At 53.7% G+C, this 18105-nt stretch carries 18 protein-coding genes and 1 pseudogene; 8 read left to right on the forward strand and 11 right to left on the reverse strand.

Going from position 1 to position 18105, the window contains the following annotated elements:
• From AC2VNK_RS09950 to AC2VNK_RS09965, 4 genes and pseudogenes are all read left to right on the forward strand, one after another.
• A partial coding sequence (locus AC2VNK_RS09950) for a TQO small subunit DoxA domain-containing protein (RefSeq protein ID WP_486883642.1) occupies positions 1-240 on the forward strand: 240 nt, incomplete at its 5' end.
• A 59-nt stretch (positions 241-299) separates the two neighbouring features.
• Positions 300-611, forward strand: a complete 312-nt coding sequence (locus AC2VNK_RS09955) for a hypothetical protein (protein WP_291524335.1) — start codon at positions 300-302, stop codon at positions 609-611.
• 513 nt (positions 612-1124) lie between these two features.
• Positions 1125-1415, forward strand: a complete 291-nt coding sequence (locus tag AC2VNK_RS09960; RefSeq protein ID WP_291524333.1) for a VOC family protein — start codon at positions 1125-1127, stop codon at positions 1413-1415.
• 152 nt (positions 1416-1567) lie between these two features.
• Positions 1568-2257: pseudogene (locus tag AC2VNK_RS09965) on the forward strand (MFS transporter); the annotation flags it as partial.
• A gap of 199 nt (positions 2258-2456) precedes the next feature.
• Here the strand turns inward: AC2VNK_RS09965 and AC2VNK_RS09970 are convergent.
• Positions 2457-2915 carry a LysR family substrate-binding domain-containing protein gene (locus tag AC2VNK_RS09970; protein WP_486883643.1) on the reverse strand — a complete coding sequence of 153 codons (459 nt, stop codon included), beginning with the start codon at positions 2913-2915 and terminating at the stop codon, positions 2457-2459.
• Positions 2876-3220 carry a LysR family transcriptional regulator gene (locus AC2VNK_RS09975; protein ID WP_486883644.1) on the reverse strand — a complete coding sequence of 115 codons (345 nt, stop codon included), beginning with the start codon at positions 3218-3220 and terminating at the stop codon, positions 2876-2878. The genes AC2VNK_RS09970 and AC2VNK_RS09975 overlap by 40 nt, the downstream gene beginning before the upstream one ends.
• Positions 3221-3387: 167 nt before the next feature.
• Between AC2VNK_RS09975 and kch the strand changes: the two genes are divergently transcribed.
• Both kch and AC2VNK_RS09985 read left to right on the forward strand, forming a co-directional pair.
• The gene (kch, locus tag AC2VNK_RS09980) at positions 3388-4635 is read left to right on the forward strand and encodes a voltage-gated potassium channel protein (RefSeq protein WP_291524380.1); all 1248 of its coding nucleotides are present in this window, start codon (positions 3388-3390) and stop codon (positions 4633-4635) included.
• Positions 4632-4940: a superinfection immunity protein gene (locus AC2VNK_RS09985; RefSeq protein WP_291524378.1), complete on the forward strand. Its 309-nt coding sequence runs from the start codon at positions 4632-4634 to the stop codon at positions 4938-4940. The genes kch and AC2VNK_RS09985 overlap by 4 nt, the downstream gene beginning before the upstream one ends.
• Here AC2VNK_RS09985 and AC2VNK_RS09990 read toward each other — a convergent pair.
• Together AC2VNK_RS09990 and AC2VNK_RS09995 are read right to left on the reverse strand one after the other, a co-directional pair.
• Positions 4921-6000, reverse strand: coding sequence for a septal ring lytic transglycosylase RlpA family protein (locus AC2VNK_RS09990; RefSeq protein WP_486883645.1), 1080 nt, complete (start codon positions 5998-6000; stop codon positions 4921-4923). The two genes, AC2VNK_RS09985 and AC2VNK_RS09990, sit on opposite strands and share 20 nt — an antisense overlap.
• Positions 6001-6330: 330 nt before the next feature.
• Complete coding sequence (locus AC2VNK_RS09995) at positions 6331-6705, reverse strand: glycine zipper domain-containing protein (RefSeq protein ID WP_291524375.1); 375 nt, start codon at positions 6703-6705, stop codon at positions 6331-6333.
• A 245-nt stretch (positions 6706-6950) separates the two neighbouring features.
• Here AC2VNK_RS09995 and AC2VNK_RS10000 point away from each other — a divergent pair, with 245 nt between their 5' ends.
• Positions 6951-7337 (forward strand): hypothetical protein, encoded by a 387-nt coding sequence (locus AC2VNK_RS10000; RefSeq protein ID WP_486883646.1) that lies wholly within the window; start codon positions 6951-6953, stop codon positions 7335-7337.
• A 158-nt stretch (positions 7338-7495) separates the two neighbouring features.
• Positions 7496-8047 carry a GTP-binding protein gene (locus AC2VNK_RS10005; RefSeq protein WP_486883647.1) on the forward strand — a complete coding sequence of 184 codons (552 nt, stop codon included), beginning with the start codon at positions 7496-7498 and terminating at the stop codon, positions 8045-8047.
• A gap of 4 nt (positions 8048-8051) precedes the next feature.
• Here AC2VNK_RS10005 and AC2VNK_RS10010 read toward each other — a convergent pair whose 3' ends face one another.
• The 7 genes from AC2VNK_RS10010 to glnK form a co-directional block, all read right to left on the reverse strand.
• Positions 8052-8765, reverse strand: a complete 714-nt coding sequence (locus AC2VNK_RS10010) for a type 1 glutamine amidotransferase (RefSeq protein ID WP_486883648.1) — start codon at positions 8763-8765, stop codon at positions 8052-8054.
• On the reverse strand, positions 8762-10567 hold the full coding sequence (locus AC2VNK_RS10015; protein WP_486883649.1) for a putative bifunctional diguanylate cyclase/phosphodiesterase: 1806 nt from the start codon (positions 10565-10567) through the stop codon (positions 8762-8764). Before AC2VNK_RS10015 ends, AC2VNK_RS10010 begins: the two co-directional genes overlap by 4 nt.
• 133 nt (positions 10568-10700) lie before the next feature.
• The gene (locus AC2VNK_RS10020) at positions 10701-12128 is read right to left on the reverse strand and encodes an ammonium transporter (RefSeq protein WP_486883650.1); all 1428 of its coding nucleotides are present in this window, start codon (positions 12126-12128) and stop codon (positions 10701-10703) included.
• 76 nt (positions 12129-12204) lie between these two features.
• The gene (locus AC2VNK_RS10025; protein ID WP_486883651.1) at positions 12205-13368 is read right to left on the reverse strand and encodes a PhnD/SsuA/transferrin family substrate-binding protein; all 1164 of its coding nucleotides are present in this window, start codon (positions 13366-13368) and stop codon (positions 12205-12207) included.
• Positions 13355-15904 (reverse strand): PP2C family protein-serine/threonine phosphatase, encoded by a 2550-nt coding sequence (locus tag AC2VNK_RS10030; RefSeq protein WP_486883652.1) that lies wholly within the window; start codon positions 15902-15904, stop codon positions 13355-13357. The genes AC2VNK_RS10025 and AC2VNK_RS10030 overlap by 14 nt, the downstream gene beginning before the upstream one ends.
• Before the next feature lie 357 nt (positions 15905-16261).
• A complete protein-coding gene (locus AC2VNK_RS10035; protein ID WP_486883653.1) occupies positions 16262-17566 on the reverse strand; it encodes an ammonium transporter in 1305 nt (434 codons plus the stop codon).
• 55 nt (positions 17567-17621) lie between these two features.
• Positions 17622-17960 (reverse strand): P-II family nitrogen regulator, encoded by a 339-nt coding sequence (gene glnK, locus AC2VNK_RS10040; protein ID WP_206385448.1) that lies wholly within the window; start codon positions 17958-17960, stop codon positions 17622-17624.
• Positions 17961-18105: the final 145 nt, after the last annotated feature.

Consider the following 18105-nt stretch of genomic DNA (forward strand, 5'->3'; position numbering starts at 1 on the left):
GTCGAACAATGGTTGGGTAAAGATCTCGCCCAGCTTCCGAAAAGCGCATTCCACAACGACTTTCCCTATCAACAACTGCATGTGGGGAAATTCGGCATCGTAGGGCCGGTGGGCGCTTCGGCTACCATTAGCCTGCCGGGCTCGATAAACGCTGGCGTAACATTGGCTCCAGGAAATTATCTGCTGGAGATCACCTCGGTTAACAACCACGTTTGGAAGCAGTCCGTAACCTACCCGTAACTTTAATTAACCAGCTCATCAACCAGCTGGTTAATTTACTTACTTAAAAGAGGTTTTATATGGTAAAAACTGTCGTGGCTGTCTTGATGGTGTTGCCGTGGGTTGCCCATGCGGAATCCATCCAGCAGTTCCTCGAGGCAACTATCGTCACCGGAATCATTCGTTCCTATTATTTCAACAAACTGTACGGTGATTCGGCATTACCCGACAAATATGCCTATTCCCTGGGCGGCATGATCAAGGCCCAGACCGTGCCTCTCTATGGCGTCATTGCGGGGTGGCACTTTACACCGCCAACAGTCTTGGCACCAATGATGTCGACATGCCGGGATATACCCATATCGATGCTCTGCCGTGGGCGGAAAAGATAGCCTGAATGTGCTGGGGCAGGCCTATTTGCAATATCAGAATCCGTGGTTACGGATGCGGGTCGGTGATCAGTTGATTAACACCCCGTGGATGAATACATCGGATATCGTCATGATTTCCAGCACATTTCATGCGGTTACGGCGCAAGTCACACCCTATGCCGGACAATATGAAGGGCACCCTGGCTTTTGGCGTGAAGGCCCATTGGCAGTCTTTAAATTCTGCGGCCTGGTTTTATCAGTTCTATGCTGGTTATCACGGAATCTTCATTGGTGACCGGCTAATGTTGCAATATCTCTTTTCGTGATGGTCATGCGGCTGGCCGCTTATAGTTAAGAAATATAGAAGCAGAGTCGCTGCCCTATGGTTTCAGCGCTTCGGGGAGTTTACGCTTCGTCCCCTGACACTCACAGAAACTGACCGGAGAAGAACATGAAGCTCGATAGTCTTGACCATCTTGTGCTCACCGTGAAGAACATAGAGCGAGCATCGCTTTCTACGTAGAAGTGTTAGGGATGAAAGCGCTGACCTTCGGGCCGGGACGTAAAGCCTTGGCATTCGCCAGCCAGAAAATCAATCTGCATGCACAGGAGTGTGAATTTGCGCCTAAGGCGTTGCAACCTACGCCTGGTTCTGCAGATCTGTGTTTTACCACCGCCGTGCCGTTATCTGACGTGCTCGCCCATATGGCGTCCCACGGCGGAACGGTCATTGAAGGGCCGATACAACGTACCGGTGCTACCGGATATCTCCGTGATCCCGACGGGAATCTCATCGAGATAGCTAATCGCGTATCGACGACATGAATCTCGTCCATTCACATCACGCCGCGCCATCATCAGACACTCTGCCCGATAGCGCCATTCATCACGGCACGACCGTGTCCCGAAGGACGAATCTGGCCCTGTTCGCAGCGGGATTCGCCACGTTCAGTATGCTCTATTGCGTGCAACCACTGATGCCCGTGTTCAGCAAAGAGTATGGGGTCAGTGCGGCGGGTAGCGCACTGTCGCTGTCCCTGACGACGGGAGTGTTGGCGGTGGCCATGCTGTTTGCGGGCAATCTGTCGGATCGCTGGGGCAGGAAACCGGTCATGGTGTTTTCCCTGTTTTTGTCAGTGCTGCTGGTGCTGTGCACCGGATTTGTGCCGAACTGGTACGGGTTTTTTGCCTTGCGGGCTTTGCTGGGCCTGACCTTGAGCGGTTTGTCGGCGGTCGCCATGACCTATATCAATGAAGAAATGCATACGGAGTCTGTCGGACTGGGTATGGGGCTGTATATTAGTGGTAGTGCTGTGGGCGGCATGTCCGGGCGGCTGATTGCGGGTGTGCTGGCGAATTATTGGGGCTGGCGCGTGGGTATTGGCGCCATTGGCGTGACAGGCTTGTGTGCCAGCGTGATAGTCCTGCGTTTGTTGCCGGCATCTCGCCATTTTATACCGCGTGCCTTAAGCTGGCAGCGCAGCCTCGGCCATGTCTCCAAGATATTCAAAGACCCCGGATTACCTTGGCTATTTGCCGAGGGATTTTCTCTGATGGGCATGTTTGTGACGGTCTACAATTATCTGGGGTATCGCCTGATGGCGGCGCCCTATGATTTCGTTGCGCTCACTTGCGGATTTTTCGGGGGGCACTCTATCGCGAGCAGTTGGGTCGGACGGCGCACCCATATCGCCAAGGCGCGGGCCGCGTCACTCTATCTGTTTTTACTATATCGGCTCCGCTATTGTCGGAGCGAGTGGCGGCTTGCTCTATACAGCCTGGGGACAGAATGGAGTGGCCGTGTTGGTGGGCATCATGGCGCTCAGCGGTTTGACGATCGCGTGGAAATTGCGCGGGTTAGTGCCGTTAGAGGCCGCGAACTGGGTTCGGTTGCGTCCGGGTGGTTTTCAGCAGCCGTACCAGTTGCCCGACTAATGGCGAGTGTTCTGTGCGATGATAAACCACATGAATTTCTGACACTGCGGCAGAGGTGTCCAGTGGCATATAACGCACGTTTTCTACGCGAAAATGTTCACAGGAGGCTGGCAGTATGGACACCCCCAGCCCTGCGGCTACCAGTCCGATAATGGTCGATGCTTCATGGGCTTCCTGCACAATGTGCGGTGAAAATCCGGCATCATGGCAAAGCGCATAAATCTGCTCCTGAATTCCCGAGTGCGCCGATTGCGCGAAGAGGATAAAGGGTTCCCGGGCGAGTGTCGCCGTGGGCAATCCTGCGCCATCGGTTAGGCACTGGAGGACCGGGTGGTTCGCCGGTAATACCGCTACCAGCGGGTCGAGATAAAGGTGTCGCGATTCCAGCATATCCGGTAACCGGTGAATGCGAGCGCCATCCCCGGCCCGGTCAGGGCAACGCGCCGGTTACTGCGAATAAACAGGCGTGCACCGAGCATCTCTTCCAGAAGATGAATCTGCTGACTGAGAGGAGGCTGCGAGATACCGAGCCGTTCTGCCGCGCGGCTGAAGTGCAGTTCTTCGGCGACGGCGACGAAATAGCGTAGATGGCGTAATTCCATGTTCATGAAACCCTTTGGGGTCACCTCCGGCTGTATGCTGGAGGCAGGCAGTGCATAGTAACCGATAATTGCACCATCATCAGCCGTGCTCACAAAGACCTTAGTGCTACCGCCACGGTGGCTGCGCCAGCCATAGGTCGCTGCAACGCTCTATAGATGATACAGTTCTAGATGGATGATGTTTGGGCTGAGAGGTATTTTATCGCCTCGCCGAATTTCCGATTTAACGGCGTCTGGTCTCCATAAATAAGGGGCTGTTCATGATCAGGATCCCCGATGTGATGAAATTATCGCTACGACAGCGATTTTTTCGCTTCGTGGCCAAGGCGCAGGCGGTTTTGCATCTGAATGTGTGGTTTCCGCAGATACCGATGGCTATTGCTGTAGGGCTGCTGGGCGTGCTGGCCATACTGGATGCATTGCCCCATCTCACACAACTCTTCCCTGAATTGGCCGCTCTTGCACCTTCCACCAGTCTGACCCAGGCGCCGCTGTTGTCCGCTTTGGGTACAATACCGGAAGCGGCGGCCGGGGTTGTGCTGCTGCTGATGGCCTTCGGATTGCTGTTTCGCTCCCGCTTTTCCTGGGCCATTACGTTGGTGCTGGCGGCAGCGATGCTGGCCATATTGCTGCATCACTATGGTTTTGTGTGGAGTGGCGTCGTCATTTTTAATGCCGTGATACTAGTGGCATTGCTGCTGTTTCGGCGCCATTTTGCGCGTTCGAGTGTGGCCGCAGGTACCCTCTTTGCGGCGATTTCTATTTTACTCCTGATGAGCTATGCGGTACTGGGCAGTTACGTGTTGGGTGCAGGATTTTCGCCGTCTATCCAGAATCTGGTAAGTGCCTTGTATTTCGCCGTGGTTACCATGTCCACCGTGGGTTATGGGGATATTGTGCCGAAAAGCGAAGATGCCCGACTTTTTGTTATCTCCATCATCATCCTGGGTATCACCGTTTTCGCAACTTCTATTTCTGCGGTCGTTGTACCGTTGGTAAATGGCCGGATGCAGCGCCTGCTGATGGGAGAAAAAAAACGTAGTCACCGTAATCATTATCTGATTATTGGTGATAATGCGTTGGCACAGAACACCTATCGCGCGTTGCGCGCCCGCCATTTGCCGGCACTGGTGCTGGTTCCCGTGATGCCAGAGCATGGATGGATGGCTGAGGAAGATCTCATGATTGGTGATGCTACAGATCTGGATATTTTGCGTAAGGCGGGGGCTGAGTGCGCGCTGGGTGTTCTCGCATTGCGGGTCATAGACAGCGAAAACGCCTTTATCATTCTTGCGGCTAAAGAGTTGGCTGTTCCCGGAAAAACCGTGGCGGCGGTTCAGAATAGTAAAAATCTGGAACGTCTGCGACAGATTGGTGCCGACCTTATTATCTCCCCGGAGGTCTTGGGCGGCGAATTGCTGGCGCTGACGCTCAGTGGTGAAGAACTGGCAGGAGATACCATTATCAGTAAACTATTTACCGCTAAGGCGGAAGGAGTTGAGGCTTGAGTACTTTAATGGTGATAGGCATCGTGGTGTTGACTCTGATAGGGCTGGGCATTGCGGCGGTGTTTTTGCACGTGGTGGTATGGTTATTAGGTGCCATACTTGGTTTGTTTATCTATTTTATCCCCAGCATTATTGCCGCAGCACGTCACCACGAACATTTTCTGTGGGTACTGGTCCTGAATATTGTATTGGGCTGGTCGGGCATTGCCTGGATCATCCTGATTGTCTGGGCTATTCTCGGCGAGCGGAGGGAGCCACCCTTGCGCAAATTGGGCGCGGATGTCTTCAACCCTCCTGCTCGCTGACCACAAAGGTGCCGAGGCGCAGGCGTTGCAAACTGGCCGCATAGTCTTCCGGGGCGGCGGTGGGGGCCATCGGACCGATCTTGATTTTATATAACCCGCCCGCGGTCGTGGAGGATACTGGTACCATGTGCGCGGTGCTGATCCCGAAATCTTGCAGTTTCCTGCGCTCGCGGACAGCGGTCTGCAACTGCATGGGGCTTGCCGTTTCCAGATAGATTTGCCCGGACCGCGGTGTCTGCCGCCACTGCCGTAAGGTGTGGGCGGCCTCCCGAGGCGGCGGAACAGGGACGGGAGGGGCCTTCTGGACGGCGGCAGGTATGGCGCGGACCGGGCTGTTGGAAAAAGCGTCGTTTACCACGGCCGTCAGGTTGGCGCTGGCAGTGGAGGGAGGTGTATAGGCGGGTACCGGTATCGCCGTCGGCGTGTGCAAGACCGGTACGGGTGCCATCCTAGGCACGATACGTTGGGCCACCGGTAGCACTTGGGGAAGCGGTGTGCTGGGGCTTGGGCTGCTGGGAATCACCTGAATATGCACCGGCGTTGTGCCCTGGTTGAGCATGCCCAACTGGCTGGCGGCACCATAAGACATATCCATGATGCGACCACTCACGAAGGGACCGCGATCATCGACCAGCACCACAACGCTGCGTCCGTTCTTCAGATTCGTGACGCGCACGCAGGAGGGCAGCGGCAGCGTTCGACTCGCGGCCGTCATTTGCCGGGCGTGGAAGGCGGTACCCATGGCGGTCACGTTGCTTGAGGATTGCTGGTCGTACCAGGAGGCAATACCATTCTCTGAAAAGCCTGTATCACCATGCATGGGATGATACCACTCTCCATTGATTTCATAAGGTTGATTGTAGGCTGCATTGAGGTCGGGGGCTGGCGCGTGGCAATCCTGCCCGGTGGAATAAGCAGAACCCACCATCGCCGAACCGTAGCCACCACCTGACGTGCCGGCCATGTGGCTGGGCATACTCGCGCAGCCCGCAAGTGCCGCTGCGGCGGCGAAGCCGAAAGCCCCCAGCCTGTAACCCCGAAGATGGTATCGTACGCGCATGCTGATGCACGGCCTCCGTCTGGAAATACATTTGCATTCTAGGTCATAGTCTCCAGAAAGTTCAAGTAAGGCTGAGGGTTGGCTGTTTATTCTCAAGCAGTAAACGAGAAATATCGGCAAGCGGGGTGCGCTGCCGGAACTTCTGCTGCCATAGGCCACCTCAGCTCTGTCGAAGTTCCATCAGAGCTTCCTTTGTCCTGCAATGTGGTCCGTGCCTTGCCGTCCGGACGTGCCCGCTGGTTGGTCGCTGTCACCCCAGCGCTCCTGTATACGTTGCAGCGGGGCACGGGAACCTCATGGCGGACTTTTGGACCGGCGTCATGCGTCAGCTTATCGGGGGTAGCAGGTATATCCTGGCGGACAGGCAGGTGGTTGCTGGTATTGAGGCGCCGTCGGCGTACACACGTAGCCGGGCGGGCATGGTACGCCGCCCTGTGGTGCTGCATAGTAACCGGGCTGTGGTGCCGGCGCCTGCTGTTGGCTCCTGGAGATGCCATAGCCCGCAAGTCCGCCTAACCCGGCGCCAATGGCGGCGCCTGCCAGCGGCGAGCCGGTTTGATTTCCGATGACCGCGCCAGCGACGGCACCGAGCAGAGAGCCTCCCGCCGTATTGGCCGTAGTGCTATTGCTGGCGTAGGGATTATTCGCGCAGCCCGCTAACGCAAGGGGTAATGTTGCAATCATCAACCAGCGTGCCGTCTTCATGGTCACTATCTCCTCGTAATAGTACTTAGGTGCTTATTATGGTGCCAAGTTCCACAAGGATACTAGTGTAGTCAACCAGGCACAGTCCTGCCGATCGCAATGGCGGTTCCGGGAGAGGTCTCCTATCCGTTCATTATCTTGTTTGAGGCGTTGCCGGATGAATCCTCTCCGCCGCCTTTTGCAGTATAGTATGAAGCGAAGGTCCACTCCCCGGACCGACCCCGTATTTCGCTATGGAGAATGCTATGACCTTATCCTCACGCCTCGCGGCAGCCTCTGTGGTGCTGGCTCTTGGGTTGAGTGGCTGTACAGCCAGTTGGGCCCCACAAGTTAATCCTGTACCTTACTACACCTATTATCCCGCATCGCTCAGCGTGGTCACTGCCGCGGCTGAGAGGGCCTTGCCTCAGGCGGGTATGCAGTTTACCGGGTCCAAGCAGATCAGTCCCGATACTGTCGAAGTGCATGGATATGATTCGGAGGGTAACGCCATTCTGATTACCCTGCAGAACAAGGGCGCTGCTGTTACCAAATTTTCGGCACGCATTGGCCTTTATGGGCACCTCCGTGAGGTGGAAGAGATTGAGCACTGGATGGGACAGTATGTGGGACAGGCTATGGCGCAGCCCTGAGCAGGCTGTGGTCATCGTCAGCGCCTGATTTTGTGCAGCAATTCGGAACTGCAGTACGCGGTCAGTTGTTGCACGGGTAATCTATTGACCTGCCTGGATTGTTTGAGAGTCGGCATGGTTTGCTTTACAGTGCTGGCACAAGTTTAAAGATTAGGCTCATGACCGATCGGACCGTTGAAAAAAAAATCATTATTGCCGGGCATGTCGCTTCTGGAAAAACAACAGCCTTGCGCACATTGCTTGGCGAAAAGTTGCTCTCTACCGACGCAGCCTACTCAGAATCGAGATCGCTAGAAAGCAAAAGAACCACCACAGTAGCAATGGATTACGGAGTGATCCGATGTCCGAGAATCCCTGTCAAACTTCATCTTTATGCCATTCCCGGACAAGAACGTTTTCAGTTTATGTGGGAAATTCTGGGCAAAAACGCGGATGGTTTGATTGTGCTTATAGATGCCGCGAGGCCTCGACCTATTGACGCCATTCATCTCTATCTGGACAAGATTCTACCTTTTTTGAATAGCACGTTGGTCGTTGTGGCCTTGAACAAACTGGATCCAGAACAGAGGGCTTCGTTGCGCTTGCCGCCCTATCTGCGGCACGGCGACTTGCGGTTGCGGTTGACCACGACCGATGTGCGTGATACGGAGGAAGTCATGGCCTTGCTACGTTTGCTGGCTGCAGAAATGATCGAGGCAGAGCGGCGCTGAGGCGTTAGCACAGCTGTTCTAGCCACGGGCGGTAGATCGCCATGGCCTTGTCCAGCAACTCTTCACATTTGTGCTCCAGATGCTCGTGAATGTTCCTGCGGCGTTGCACACCCGCACCGGTTTGTTGCAAGTCATCCGCCATGGTTTCCGTCCAGGCTTGCACCGTGGCGGGGGTGACCTCCGGGTGGCCTTGAAGCGCCAGACAGTGCTTGCCAATGGCAAAGGCCTGCTGGGCACAAAGGTCGCTGGAAAGCAGCGGCACTGCACCGGACGGCAGAAAAAAGGTCTCGCCATGCCAGTGAAAGAGCGTAAACGAGTCGGGGAGACCTGCTAACCAGGCGCTGCTCATTGCTTCTGGGGTCTTGGTGACTGGCCACCAGCCGATTTCCGGGCCATCTGGGTTAGGGATTACCTGGCCACCCATCGCTTGGGCAATCAGTTGCCCGCCGAGGCAGTGTCCCAGGACGGGGAGTTCCTCGCCAACTGCCCGGCGAATAATTTGTTGCTCGTTGAGCAGCCACGGGTACCGGTCCGTATCATGGACGCTCATGGGTCCGCCCATGATGATCAAGGCGCCATAGTCGGCCAAGTCATCGGGAACCGGTACGCCCAGATCAAGGCGATGCACCTCCGTTCGATGCCCCTGTGCCACAAGAATATTGTGCAGGCTACCCAGCCCTTCTTCCGGATGGTGCTGTAAAACGAGAATCTTCGTCATGATGCAGGCTGTTCCGCAGTGGTGTTTTGTAGCCAGTATGTGGCAAAACTTGATGCTGGCATAGGTCTGGCGATGCCATATCCCTGTCCTCGGTCCGCCTGCATCTGGCGCAGGAGGTCGGCGCTCTCCATGTTCTCAATGCCTTCGGCGGTGACGGTTACACCCAGCGCATGGGCCATCTGGATCATGGCCTGAATCATCCGTTGGTGACGTTGACTCCCGGCCATGGGGATGACGAAGCTGTGGTCGATTTTGATTTGGTTGCAGCCAAGTTCGAGCAGGTATTGCAGTGCGGCGGGCCCGGTTCCAAAGTCGTCGAGGGCGAAGCGCACGCCAAGTCTCTGGCAGTCACTGATCAGTCTGGCGGTTTTGGCAATATCGCGCAGGGCGATGCGTTCAACCAGTTCCAGACAGATGCGCTCTGCAGACAGTGTGGGGCAGTCCGCCAGCGCGCGGCGTAAGTCGTCGCAGAGACGATGGTTTTCTACCTGGCGAGCAGCGAGGTTGATCTGGATGTCAAGGACCATGCCCTGCCTGGCCCAGACTTCGCCATGTTGGCAGGCGTTATGGATAACCCACGCTCCAATGCGCAGCATGACCGTAGAGTTCTCCGCGACATCCAGAAAGCTGGCGGGCAGGAGCAGGCCGCGTTCAGGGTGCTGCCAGCGGATCAATGCTTCGGCCGCAACGCAAAGGCCGCTTTGCATGTCGATGATGGGTTGCCAGTAGAGGACGAACTCCTGTTTTGCCAGTGCACGCTCCAGTTCACCGCGCAGGTGTTGGGCGGAGCGCCGACGTTCATCATCCTCGTGATCATAATAGGTCCAGCAATTTCCACCGGCCGCCTTGGCGCGATAGACCGCCTGATCTGCGTGGTGGATAAGCTCAACGGGATCGGCCTTATCATGGGGATAGGTGGTGACGCCGGCGCTGGCGGTTATACCAACCTGCTGATCATCCACCCCCATGCGAATATTGAGCGCCAGCAGAATGCGTTGGAGTATATCTTCCAGATCACGCGGGCTGTGCAGTTTTTCCAGCAACAGTATGAACTCGTCACCGGCCAGGCGGACGATGGTATCGCTGGCACGCAGCACGTCATGCAGGCGGGTCACAATTTCCCGCAGCAGACGATCCCCCGCGCTGTGCCCCAGGCTGTCATTCACTTCCTTAAAGCCATCAATATCCAATAAAACAATGGCGAGGATGCGTTGATCACGCTGCGCGCGGGCACAGGCCATGTTTAGGCGTTCTTCGAGCTGGTAGCGATTGGGTACACCGGTGAGGGTATCCCGAGTGGCAATCTGTTCCAGGTGCAGCTCAATACCCATCCGGTACCAGGCGGCACCCAGCATATCGGCCAATAGTTGTGCCAGGTGCAAAGTGCTTTCAGCGAGCTTTGCGGGCGCCGGGCGGAACCAGGCAACGGCCAGGACGCCACTGGCACCCTTGGGGCCGTGGACGGGGAGGGCGAGGCTTGCCTGTAAACCAGTAGCTACATACTCGGGCATGGCGTGGGCGCTGTTTGGATAATCCGGCACATAAATGGCGCGGTCCGTCCGTAGTGCGGCACCGCTGTTGCCGCGGTCGTCGGAAAAAATGTGCTTCGACAGGTCTGAATAGCTCGTGGGTAGGCCATGAAAAAACAGGTAACGCAGGTTATGATCTTCGTGGACGATGAAGGCCGCGCCATCGGCCTCCATCAGGTCTGCGGCTAGCGCCGCCGTTTCCTCGAAAAATGTACTGAATTCGTAGACGCGCACCAGATGTTGTAATCGGTTCAGAACAGAATCGGGAATCATCTTAAGTCCTCTGCGGTTCTACAACAGCAGGGTGAGGATGGGTGTTTCACAGGCTAGATCACCACCGGACCATTGCCTCTGGCGAAGTCTGCAACCGGATGGGGCGGACTTCGCCAACCAAGCTGTCACCAATCTAATCCGTACCAGCGGGCGGGTAGTGAGTCGCTGGCCCGACCGTATCGGGACCATCCCATGCGGGTTTATTCGGCACCAGATTCTCAATGGGCGCACCCATGACCCCCGGAATGGGGTCCTCTTTATGTATGGCATAGTCACCGATCTCTAAATCAGCGTCACTCATGCGCAGTGGGATGAACACGCCTAACAGCTTCAGAATAACGAATGTCATAACGGCGTTATATACCACGATTACCACGAGAGCGATTAATTGATGCCAGAGTTGCGCGAATCCACCACCATAGAGTAACCCATCTACGGATATGTCCGGTGTTTTGCCTGCTCCGTAGTATAGGACCATGCGCGGATCACCGAGAATACCCACCATCAATCCACCTACGGCACCGGCAACGGCGTGGGTGTGTAATACACCAAGCGTATCGTCAACCTTACTCAGCCATGTTTTTGGTCCTATCTTGTTCATGGTAATCCAGGGAATCATACCGGCGGTTACGCCAAGAATCAGTGCACCCCAACCATTCAGGAAACCTGCAGCCGGTGTGATAGCGACCAATCCGCATATCATACCATTGATGGCCCCCACCATAGATGCTCTGCCGAGAAACGCCATGTCCATGAATAGCCATGTCAGTAATGCTGCCGCCGTGGCGAGATTGGTATTGATCACGGCAGCGGCCATATCCTGATTGGCGAAGTAAGGATCACCGCCGTTAAATCCATTCCAGCCAAGCCACAATAGACCGGCTCCCGCCATGGCCATAATGAGGTTATTCGGAGGGAAATCAACCCGGTCTGCAAAAAGTCGCGGTCCAATCACCGCCGCCGCTATGAATCCTGAAATACCCGCAGCGACGTGAATGACGTAACCTCCGGAGTAATCAACGGCTCCGAGTTGCGCTAACCAGCCACCACCCCAGAGCATGAAGGCACCCACTGAATAAACGAGTGCAGACCATATTGGTACAAAAATAATCCATGCTTTGAAGTTCATTCGTCCAAGAACGCCGCCGGCAAGCAGAATGGGGGTAATGGCAGCGAATACAAATTGAAAGTAAATCAATGCGGATTGTGGAAAGGCAAAGGCAGGCATGATGCCATTCAATAGTGGAATATTGGCTTGGCCGATGCTGTCGATGGCGGACATAACGGGGCGAGGCCAACCAAATAGTCCAGAAAGTATTCCGGGGCCGAGATGCACGGGGTTGCCGAAGGCGATGCTAAAGCCACAGAGCATCCACGTAATCAGAACGGCAGCAAAAGCGTAAAAGACCATCATCGCGGAATTGAGCGCCCATTTCTTCTTGACGATACCACCATAAAGAATGGCTAACCCCGGAACGCTCTGTAACCCCACGAGTGTGGCTGCAGTTATCTGCCACGCAGTATCGCCAGGGCTCAAATACGATGGGTGTTCTAGATACATGATTGTTCTCCACTAAGCTCTGGTAGTATCTGGTAAAAATTCAAGTGTTATGACTGTAAAAATTTGTCATTAAATGTTACCCGCTTCCCACATACTTTTTGTACACTTCGGTCAACATGTTTATTTCTTCGGATGCCGGCTCACGCCAGCCACGAATGCCAAGCCCACTGAGTATCTCCTGGCCTTTTATTTCATCTTGCAGAGAAATGAAGAGATCTATGATCGCCGTGGCATCTGATCTCCGGTGTGAAGACAAGCATAATGCATGATAAGCAAAGTCCGTTTGACTCTCATCCATGACTTTCAGTTGATCTTGAGTGATGGATGAAAGTCCGTAAAAGGTTTGTCGTGGCAAAATGGCAATATCGCCCATGTTTCGTAGTAGCATCTGCACGGACTTGATATCATTACCGACAAATAAGTAGTTGGCATTGTCCGATGAGTAGCCTGATTCATCCATGAGCAGTCTACCTAGCAAGTAGGCGTAGCTGTCCATTCTGTCGGTAATGACTTTGGGGCGAGAGAACTGAGTGAATGTCGTTCTTTCGTCATTTTTTCGGCGAATCACGACGGCTTCTTCGGGGTTTGCGCAGGGTACAAGTAATGGTGAAAAACCCATCTGAATGAGTTCGCATACAGCAAACGGTGAGGCAAACACTATGTCCGCGGAGTCTGAAGGGGCCGTGTTAGTTTGTTCCAGCGCGCCGAAATGGGGCTCTAGTCGTATAGAGTGTCCCCATTTTTTTTGAAGATGGGTGTTGAGAAAATACCACCCTTCTAATTGAGCGCGTTCCTGCAGGCTCACGGAAAATCGCCAATGATCGTTCCGCGATGGAGGTTGGGGTGACGGACGGTTTTGCATGGACGAAGTGGTTGTTAATGTTACATGAGCAGCCTCGGGTGCTGCTGCATGATTTGTCGCAGGCGGGCTGGAGGTGCTCGGCTGATTTGTCAGGTATTGATTCAACCCGGTCATTTTAAACAGCATCGCCGTCATGCGATTCATCCCCTCGACCGCGATGGGTAGTCTGTTACCGTGAAGTTGTTTCAAGATGTTGAGGAGGATGGCTAAACCCATAGAGTTAACGCGTGAAACTTCAGTGAAATCCAGAATAGCTGGCTTGTTGATGGCAAGCAGGGGGTCCATGTGTGCTTTGGCGGCAGCGTCAATGACGCCGCGCAGGCGGTAGATGGCCGGATCATCGGCTGAGCTTTGAGTGATGATTTCAAAGGTAGTCATGATTTACCTCGCAAATGTCACTGTGATAAAGAAATTGGAATGCGGGATAGTGGTCTTCGTGCGGTGGATGATCCAGGTCGAAGAATAATGTCGCGCGCGTTTCGCGCCCAGGAAAAACGCGAATTTGCATATAGTCAGAAAAACGCCACAACAAATATAATCCACCGCCTCCCTGATTGGCGATGAGTCCATGACCTTGAATGTGTGCGCCCAGGCGTTGTAATAATGTTGAGGGTGTTAATGTGCCCCAGTTGTCTCTCATCTGAATGGCGAGAATGTTATTTCGACGACCCATATACAGACTGATATGTTCATCTTCGTTAAGTATGCGATCTACGCTTTTTGAATAAATGGCTTGTCCCCGGGCATCTCGTGGTGCGGCATAAAGTGCATTTTCGAGGAGCTCATCGGCGACGAGTGTGCAGACGTCGATCCAGTCATCGCGCACGTCAGTCTCCGCCAGCCAGGACGCCAAGGACGAAATAACCCCCACTTTATCTGTCGAAGTGGTGATAGGTAATTGCAGAGGGGTATCAATATGGAGATATAGTGATAGCTCGTTGTCGATTTCCTTGTGGGCATTAAGGAGGTTATCCCAGCCCATTTCTTGCAGGAATGGGTTTCCTGGAATTAGTATCCGACGTATTCCATCCTGACTCATCCGTGGAAGCAGGTTTTGCCATTCATGTTCGGCAAATAGTACGATATGTTGGCGTGAAAGGCGCGGAGAAATGGTCTTATTAGCGTAGTAATCCTGAGATATTCTGATGATTTCCAGGGGTTGTTCTGAACGCCATTCAGAAACTGCAGGATAACGCTCGTTATGGTGCACAACGATGATACTTAAATCGTCATCAAAAGTATCTCGTTCACAGAACGCAATCAGTCTGGCGATTAGTGCGTCACGCAATTGGTTATCACCTAATGTAGAAAATTCTTCGAGTGCTTGTTCCAATCGCTCATAGCCAAATGGCGTTCCATCCGGTGCATTTTCTTCAATCCATCCATCACTGATGAGGATCAGTCGGCTTCCTAATGGCATATCAAATTCGCTTGTGAAGATATCGAGATCCAATTCCTGGCCTAGTGGAAGTCCACCGATTTCAAGCATCTCCCACTGCCCATCCGGTTTTTGGAGATAGGGAAATTGCTGCCCCGCATTAGCGATGTACAGAATGCCGTGGTGAAAATCTACTGCCGCACAAATCATGGTCATTAGACGCAATCCCTGTGCGGTATTAAGAATGGCATTGTTGAGCTGTCTAAGCACTTGATCTGGGCGCCCAATGCCATCCGCATGCAATTGGTTGATAACGGTTTTTGCGACAGCCACGATGCTCCCGGCCGCGAGCCCGTGTCCGCTCACATCCCCGAGTACCAGCACGGATGTTTCTTTGGTGGTATAGCAATCCAGATAGTCACCGCCTACTTCCGAGCTGGTGATGCTGGCGGCGATACCGGACAGGCCTGGCAGCGTGATCTGCTCTGGGCCGAGAAAAGCTGTGTGTAATTCGGCAGCTTGTTGGGCCTCGTCTTGTAGACGATCGCTCAATGACTGCGCCTTGAGCAGGGCAATTTGTTGTGCATGTTCGGCGGCTGCCCGCTCCGTGACGTCCACGCCCATGGCAACCCGCAGGAGTTCCTCGCCGGTAACATCGCGTACCGGCGTCACAGTCCACGCCATGATCAGTTGGTCACCCGCGGAATTGAGTATCGGGAGCTCCTGAATCTGCTCCGGATTGCCCGCGTCTAGCAGCGCTAGTATGCTTGCATGATCTTGTGGAAGAAATAAACGATTCAGTAAAGGGTGGCCGACTATTTGTGTGCGAGGCCATTGCAAAAGTGTTTGGAAATAATGATTCACGAGAACGACGTTACCATCTGCGTCGATCACCATGATGATTACCCGTGAAGTATTAATGACGTCCTCATTGAATTCACCGGCACGGGCGAGGGCAAGCGCGCGCTCCCTGCTTTGTTTGCCGATGGGCTGCAGAATACCGAACCAAACATATATCAGTGATAAAAAAATGAGCGCCCCACCTCCTGATAAGAACCACTGAGCATAGCTGAAGTACTGTTTTTCGATTTCTTGATAATGGTGTGCTGCTGCTTTCAGTTGTTCACGTATTAGTGGAATATTTTCATTGTTACCATGTAATAGATTCGATAAGGCAGTGTTTAATGGCTGATTATATGCCATTTTTTTTTCAAAACGTGATATATACTGGCCGCTACTGTTGGTTCTTGAGTTTGCTGTCTGGTTGGCAAATTCTTGAAGATCTTGTGTTGCTGAACTTTGGCCCTGCTGAATTTTGGTAAGCGCTCCCAGGTAGTGCTCATACTGGTGAAATGAGGTTGCAGATCGCGCGTGGAAGGCTAATGACTCCCACGTGCCGATCCCAATCATTATGAGTAAAAATGCAGGAATCGATAGTGCGATGAAGTATCTGCTGCGTACATCTTCTACCGCTTCTATGTTGGTTCGGTAGAATGCACCAACAGGAACACGTTCAGAGAGCTTTACGTTTTCCATATGATCCTCAGTAAAACGAGACGCTTGTTGTCGGACTTTGGACAGGTCTTCTCTGGGGTATAAAAGTCATCAAAATATGCCATTATGCATTAACTTATGGCGTGTCCTTCTCCCGATAAGGCGGCCCTGTTAGGCCGATTGTCTGGCCTTGTAATGTTATTTAGAACAATTCGACAAGGTGTCAATGTGCGAAAAAAATAATATCCGTGTATTTGCTGTCAATTATTTTTCTGTTTATTGCTTGACCGATAGAAAATGGTATGCGTTAAAATATTTATAGTTTATTAAGTGAATAATTAGGAGAAAAAACACGGCGGGTAACCGCCGTGTTTAAGGATGTCGAAGTGTTAGTGAAGTTCAGTCACCAGCCACCGGCCGGCGTTCGCCTTCGCCGTAGAAAGCGTAGGCTTCTTCGCCGTGGATCGCATCATCGCCGATCATCAGTTCTTCTTCAGACATGCGCAGGGGTACGATCAAGCTGATGAGCTTGAGCAGAATGTACGTCACTACGATATTCAGCACGATGATGAACGCTGCACCGATGAGTTGTAGCCAAACCTGATGCCAGTTCCCCTCGATAGCGCCGCCCGGGGTGCTTAGGGCGAAAGCTGCACAACCCGCCTTGGTCGCCAGTAAACCGGTCATGACACCACCGAGTACACCCGCCACCGCATGGGTATGAAAGACACCCAGGGTGTCATCCACCTTGCGGAAGAGCGCGGTTTTGCCGAGCAGGTTCATACTGAGCCAGGGGATAATGCCTGAGGCGATGCCAATGGCGATCGCACCGTAACCATCGACTACGCCGGCGGCCGGGGTGATAGCCACCAGCCCGGTGATCATGCCCTGTACAGCACCGATGACGGATGGTTTCTTGAAGTAGAAGATATCCATGATGGTCCACATAATGACGCTGACCGCTGTGGCGATGTTGGTGTTCAGAACCGCGGCACCCGCATCACGACTCGCAGCATAAGGATCACCACCGTTGAAGCCGTTCCAGCCGAGCCAGAGAATACCGGCACCGACCAGCATCAGCAGTACGTTGTTGGGCTGAAAGTTTTCCCGGTCACGCGCCAGACGGGGGCCAATGACCGCCGCACCGACAAAGCCCGCGATACCGGCAGAGAGATGGATGACATAACCACCGGAATAGTCGATGACTCCGAGGGTCGAGAGGAAGCCGCCACCCCAGAGGCTGAAAGCACCGATCGTATAAGAAAAGGTCAGCCAGAGCGGCACGAAAATCATCCAGGCCTTGAAGCTCATGCGCCCGAGGAATGCGCCGGCCATGATTACCAAGGTAATGGCAGCAAAAACGAACTGAAAGTACACCATGGTGGACATGGGAAAGGCGGCGCTGGTGTTGGAGGCCGGAATCAGTGCCTGCTTGAGTTCATCCTGCATGCTGATGATAGGATGTGGTGTGCCGACGAAAGGGAACCATTGATTACCGAAGCCCATGTTATAAGCCCAGAGAACCCAGGCAATCAAAACGGCAGCGAAGGCGTAAAAAGCCATAAAAGCGGAGTTGACAGCCCACTTCTTCTTAACGATGCCCGCGTACAGGACGACGAGCCCGGGAACACTTTGCAAGCCAACGACAGTTGCTGCGGTAAGCTGCCACGCATTGTCGCCGGTATTAAGCCAAGCTACTGACATGAAGAAATTCCTCCCTATAAGGATTTCGGAGCGGTTGTAAAACGGTTATAAGTGATTACAGCGCATCATTACCGGATTCGCCGGTGCGGATACGGATGGCCTCCAGGACTTCGGAGACAAAGATTTTACCGTCACCAATCTTGCCGGTGCGGGCGCCCTTTTCGATGGCCTCAACGGCCTGGTCGACGGCGTCATCGCTGATTACCGCCTCGATTTTTACCTTGGGGAGAAAATCCACCACGTATTCAGCGCCGCGGTAGAGTTCAGTATGACCTTTCTGGCGCCCGAAGCCTTTGACTTCGGTAACCGTCAGGCCCTGGATCCCGACAGCTGACAATGCCTCACGGACATCATCGAGCTTGAAGGGTTTGACAATGGCAGTAATCAGTTTCATGACGACACCTCTTGCACAGGGTTGGAACATCCCGGGGACAAAGCCCCCGGGGGTTAGAACATGAAGCCGGTTTCGAGCATGCCACGGAGTTGGGTCTGGGCAAGGCCGTTGGTGCCCGAGAAACCCGTATTGCTTGGCATGGTAG

It is taken from the genome of Acidithiobacillus sp. TH-A35 (assembly GCF_057473505.1).

Coding starts and splice junctions, on each gene's coding strand:
- AC2VNK_RS09955 (WP_291524335.1), top strand. CDS start 300: ATGGTAAAAACTGTCGTGGCTGTCTTGATGGTGTTGCCGTGGGTTGCC.
- AC2VNK_RS09960 (WP_291524333.1), top strand. CDS start 1,125: ATGAAAGCGCTGACCTTCGGGCCGGGACGTAAAGCCTTGGCATTCGCC.
- AC2VNK_RS09970 (WP_486883643.1), bottom strand. CDS start 2,915: ATGCTGGAATCGCGACACCTTTATCTCGACCCGCTGGTAGCGGTATTA.
- kch (WP_291524380.1), top strand. CDS start 3,388: ATGATCAGGATCCCCGATGTGATGAAATTATCGCTACGACAGCGATTT.
- AC2VNK_RS09990 (WP_486883645.1), bottom strand. CDS start 6,000: ATGCGCGTACGATACCATCTTCGGGGTTACAGGCTGGGGGCTTTCGGC.
- AC2VNK_RS09995 (WP_291524375.1), bottom strand. CDS start 6,705: ATGAAGACGGCACGCTGGTTGATGATTGCAACATTACCCCTTGCGTTA.
- AC2VNK_RS10000 (WP_486883646.1), top strand. CDS start 6,951: ATGACCTTATCCTCACGCCTCGCGGCAGCCTCTGTGGTGCTGGCTCTT.
- AC2VNK_RS10005 (WP_486883647.1), top strand. CDS start 7,496: ATGACCGATCGGACCGTTGAAAAAAAAATCATTATTGCCGGGCATGTC.
- AC2VNK_RS10010 (WP_486883648.1), bottom strand. CDS start 8,765: ATGACGAAGATTCTCGTTTTACAGCACCATCCGGAAGAAGGGCTGGGT.
- AC2VNK_RS10015 (WP_486883649.1), bottom strand. CDS start 10,567: ATGATTCCCGATTCTGTTCTGAACCGATTACAACATCTGGTGCGCGTC.
- AC2VNK_RS10020 (WP_486883650.1), bottom strand. CDS start 12,128: ATGTATCTAGAACACCCATCGTATTTGAGCCCTGGCGATACTGCGTGG.
- AC2VNK_RS10025 (WP_486883651.1), bottom strand. CDS start 13,368: ATGACTACCTTTGAAATCATCACTCAAAGCTCAGCCGATGATCCGGCC.
- AC2VNK_RS10030 (WP_486883652.1), bottom strand. CDS start 15,904: ATGGAAAACGTAAAGCTCTCTGAACGTGTTCCTGTTGGTGCATTCTAC.
- AC2VNK_RS10035 (WP_486883653.1), bottom strand. CDS start 17,566: ATGTCAGTAGCTTGGCTTAATACCGGCGACAATGCGTGGCAGCTTACC.
- glnK (WP_206385448.1), bottom strand. CDS start 17,960: ATGAAACTGATTACTGCCATTGTCAAACCCTTCAAGCTCGATGATGTC.